This is a genomic window from Motilimonas pumila (assembly GCF_003596335.1).
In the GTDB taxonomy this organism is placed as follows: Bacteria; Pseudomonadota; Gammaproteobacteria; order Enterobacterales; family CBDFNC01; genus Motilimonas; species Motilimonas pumila.
The window spans coordinates 1-3,990 of the sequence record NZ_QZCH01000063.1 but is presented as its reverse complement, the minus strand read 5'-3'; the positions used below and the strand labels follow the sequence as shown (position 1 = coordinate 3,990).

Here is a 3,990-nt window from a genome sequence, read left to right as displayed (position 1 = left end):
ATGGACTCGTTGCGGTACAAGCGAAGTGGCATTTTGACTTTCAAGCCAACACAATAAAACATCGCAGAGTGCTTTCCATACCCCGCTTAGGAAGGGAAGTTCGGAGCCATAGGCGGTATCAAATTTACGAGTCCCAATATCAATGGGCAATACTGGAATATCAACGGCTCACGCACAACGCTGGACTAGGGAAATTATGAGGGGATCCGTCAGCGCCGCACTAAGCGGCTGATAATTGTTGGCTAAAATGTGAGGAACGAACTGAGCCAACTGTTAGCAGTCCGTTTGAGTGCCTTGTTATATGCAGCGGTGGTTGTAGCCAAATGCTCCACGAACTTAAAGGCACCCGTAATATAAAAACCAACCCGTGAATTTTTACGCTACTCACCACTGGTTGAACTAAAATAATAGCTTTGCAGCCTTTGAAAAAGGCAAAAGTGCAAAGCTTATTAGTGCATACACCAAACCTTGTTTAGCGTAAAACACTCAGAAAAAATGTCTTGCTCTAATAAAAATTACTAGAAGCATATAACGCCTTGCTCACCGGAAAATTGGGAGCGAAGCGAGTAATTTTTCCGTGTGCAGCAACTTGTTAGATTTTGTTAATCTTTTGCTTAAGCGGATAGCAGTTTTCAACAACACCCTCAATTTCTTCATCACTGAAACCAACAACCTTCAAAAAGTGCAACTGGAATATAACTTCCATTTTTTGATACAGGATCCAGAGTTCTTCTCCGTCAGCAGCGTTGTTTTTTAAGCTTTCACTGTAATGAGTAAGGTAATTCCTTGTATCTACAATTTTTCTCAAAAGCTTACTTCTTTCTTTGCTGTTGCCTAACATATCCTTAAACGGCTCAATAATTCGTTTCAATCTTTTCCCTAAATTAATTTCATTTCCATGCATCAGGCGACCACTTAGCCATTCGGCATGTTCCTCTGGGCAACTCTTACTGATTGTTGAAACAAGCGAGTCAAATTCAGAAGAATCCATGAGTTTTTCACCGCTTGTTCTTCTATGGTACGTTTCGAGCCCTTGTGCCAAAGCTAAAAATTTACCATCAAGGTATTTTTGAGCCCCATTTTTTGTTGAAAAGTATAAGCTGAGTGCTGGAGCCATAATCTCATATGCACGCAGCCAGTTATTAAAAACATCCAGAGCATTACTTTTTATCATTCCGTAAGTAAACAACATTCTATGCCAGTTCTTGTCTGGCGTTTTTTCCGCGAATGGAATGCTAGGGTAAAAAACCTTGATAGGAATAGGATATTTGTTTCCATCACCGCAATCTCTTTGTATTTCTTTTGATGTTGCTGACAAACCTTTCAATGTAACTGTGGTGTCGATAGCAAAACACAAAAAATTGGTTAACTTATATGCTATTTCTGCGAAGTCACTCAATGGCCTTAAATCATCAGAGCTCAGCTTAAAATATACGCGCTGTGTGATCTTAGATTCAGTAGTGCTAGAAGAGCTTGGGGGAGTATATGCAAAGCAAACTTCCAATTTCATGCCGCTATCTAGCTCATAGGATATATTCTCTGGAGGTGCATAACTAATAGTGGCCGTTCTGCTTTCCCAATCACTGTCGACATTAATACCACTAATACCAACCCACTCATCTAAGCAATCAACGGAAAATGACAAAGTATTAAAGGTAACAACTTCATTTTGGTCATAGGCGACACCACTTAAAACTTTATTTACACAAATTTTTGATTTTGATATACCCCCAAAGGATATATTTTTGTTGGTATAGAAGCAGTTCTCTAGAGTTACTAAACCGTCCTTCTCAACATGCCCTATTATTCTATTCAGATTATCATCACCGTTTAGTGATTTAATACTGTCATCGAAGAGGCCAACAACTTCCAGTTCGATATTACCTCCATTTTTGATGGTTAATACCCCAGGAATTTTTTTCTCATCTCGCTCAGGAAGCCAAAAATAACCTGTTTTCACATATTCTTCTTCGATTCTCATGCGATCCTCCTGAAAAATCTAACGCCCGCTTAAGGCGTGAGTAAACGTGTGCCATGTTTGAGCGAAGCGAGTTCGGCACACGTTTACGAATCGCACTTAAAGCGTTTGCCTGAAATTCCGCCAATTCACTCTTCAGTTTTTCCACTTCTTTTGTAATTTCAGCTGCGCGCTTAGTATTTTCTTTATCAGTACCATGACCGTCTTGAATATTTTTTAATTCTGCCAGCAGTAGATTTTCGATTTGATCAAGCAAATAGTGATGTCCTGCATATCCGTGTTGATCAATATAATCAGCGTTTAACGGTAGTACGGTTTTCAATAATTTGTCAGTATGGTCGGAATTTAGAAACTTCTCGGCGTCATCAACCCCGATTTTTAGTATCTGCATTCTTGTATAGGCTGACATAATTACAGATGAGTATGCAGAGTAATAAGCCCAAGCAATCGGCGTGATAAATGGTCGAGCCAATATTGCACCCTCTAAGTCTAATTTTGTAATGTCAAAATTGCCGCCTATGGTTTCAATAAAGCTGCGAAACTGTGGATTTTTGACTGACTCTTTTGCACACTCTTCAAATTTTAATGACGCTAAAGTAGAAGAAATATACTTTGCCTTTTCTAGTTCCTTAAGTGACTTCCAGATTTGATCTATTGCTTCGAGCTTCCGTTGGTACAGAGCTCCTTGTCTTGTGATTAGCCCAGACATTGCTCCCGAGCGCAAAGATTCAATTTGCGCTTCTTTGCTCTTAAGCTCCGAACGCAACACTTCTAACTTTTTATCAAACTCACTTTGTACACTACTTTTGAGACGAGTCGCTATCAATGATTTCGCCAACCACAATGCCAAACTAAGAAGTGAAGTTGTTGTTAGTGCTGGAATCCAGTCTGAAATTTGAAACAAAATTATTTCTCCATGCGGCGCTTAACGCCTCTCTAATAAGTGAACCATTAGCTGGCGGGCGATTTGCTCAGCAAATGGCATGACAGGCATGGTGAATCTTAATTTAGAGACTTGTTAAATGCTGACAACTCTCACGCCTGATGGTACTTTCGTAGGCCAGCTTTCAGCAAATTTGACAACATTTTCGACTCCTTCATCAACATGACTAGTTGTTGTAATTTGCCAAGTGTTCGTTCCATCCCCGACAGCTAGTTCATCCATTACTTCTTCCCAAAGCTCACAATCTTTGCCGACTACACAAAAAAGCTCATACTGCTGCTTGAGAAGGCAATAAAGAAATGTGTCGTGCTCAGGACTATATCCAGTCTCTGAAATAAGTACGATCTTTGTATCTACCATTGGCATTTAACGCCCCAATCTCACGAATCCCCTCATAATTTCCAATAAAAACAATGAGTAGACGCGCATCGCTCATTCTGATCTAATGAATTTCGCCAAAAACACACCTTATCAAATGAATTTAATAGGAATTCCTAACGATGCGCGATATTCAAATTCTACAGCAAACACTGACAGAACAATGCCCTAATATTCACAAAAAACGACTGAGCTCTCTGATACTTGCCACTAAAAGCGTGCTCAATGGCGCTGATTTAACCTTAACCAAGCTTGGCAGAAAACTGGATTCCAACACCACGGTTAAGCATGCCATTAAGCGTGTCGATAGGCTGCTCGGTAACCCACATTTACACCGTGAAAAAGACACCATTTATAAGTGGCACGCACACTTAATTACACGGGCTAATCCCTGCCCTATTATTCTTGTTGACTGGTCTGATGTGCGTGAGCAACTTCGTTATATGACCCTTCGGGCGTCCATCGCACTCGATGGGCGTGCAGTCACGATTTACGAACAAGTCTTCGAATATAAGCACTATCATTCACCGAAAAGCCATCAAACATTTCTCGACCAGTTACAGAGAATCCTGCCAAAAGAAGCCAGCCCAATCATCGTATCTGATGCAGGGTTTAGGAATACTTGGTTTAGGCAAGTTCAAGAAAAAGGTTGGTTTTGGGTCGGCAGAGTACGAGGCGAAGTATCATTAAA

General features: G+C 40.5%; 4 protein-coding genes. 1 reads left to right on the top strand and 3 read right to left on the bottom strand.

Features of this window, described 5'->3' with window-relative positions:
- Window positions 1-592: 592 nt before the first annotated feature.
- The 3 genes from D1Z90_RS20135 to D1Z90_RS20125 form a co-directional block, all read right to left on the bottom strand.
- Window positions 593-1,981, bottom strand: a complete 1,389-nt coding sequence (locus tag D1Z90_RS20135) for an ApeA N-terminal domain 1-containing protein (protein WP_119912571.1) — start codon at window positions 1,979-1,981, stop codon at window positions 593-595.
- Window positions 1,932-2,882 carry a hypothetical protein gene (locus tag D1Z90_RS20130; protein WP_119912570.1) on the bottom strand — a complete coding sequence of 317 codons (951 nt, stop codon included), beginning with the start codon at window positions 2,880-2,882 and terminating at the stop codon, window positions 1,932-1,934. Before D1Z90_RS20130 ends, D1Z90_RS20135 begins: the two co-directional genes overlap by 50 nt.
- Before the next feature lie 114 nt (window positions 2,883-2,996).
- A complete protein-coding gene (locus tag D1Z90_RS20125; RefSeq protein WP_119912569.1) occupies window positions 2,997-3,287 on the bottom strand; it encodes a DUF7684 family protein in 291 nt (96 codons plus the stop codon).
- 134 nt (window positions 3,288-3,421) lie between these two features.
- Here D1Z90_RS20125 and D1Z90_RS20120 point away from each other — a divergent pair.
- The coding region (locus D1Z90_RS20120; protein ID WP_119912568.1) for an IS4 family transposase at window positions 3,422-3,990 on the top strand (569 nt) is incomplete at its 3' end.

Bases quoted from the DNA above. Each gene is read 5' to 3' on its own strand.
- D1Z90_RS20135 (WP_119912571.1), bottom strand. From the start codon at position 1,981: ATGAGAATCGAAGAAGAATATGTGAAAACAGGTTATTTTTGGCTTCCT.
- D1Z90_RS20125 (WP_119912569.1), bottom strand. From the start codon at position 3,287: ATGCCAATGGTAGATACAAAGATCGTACTTATTTCAGAGACTGGATAT.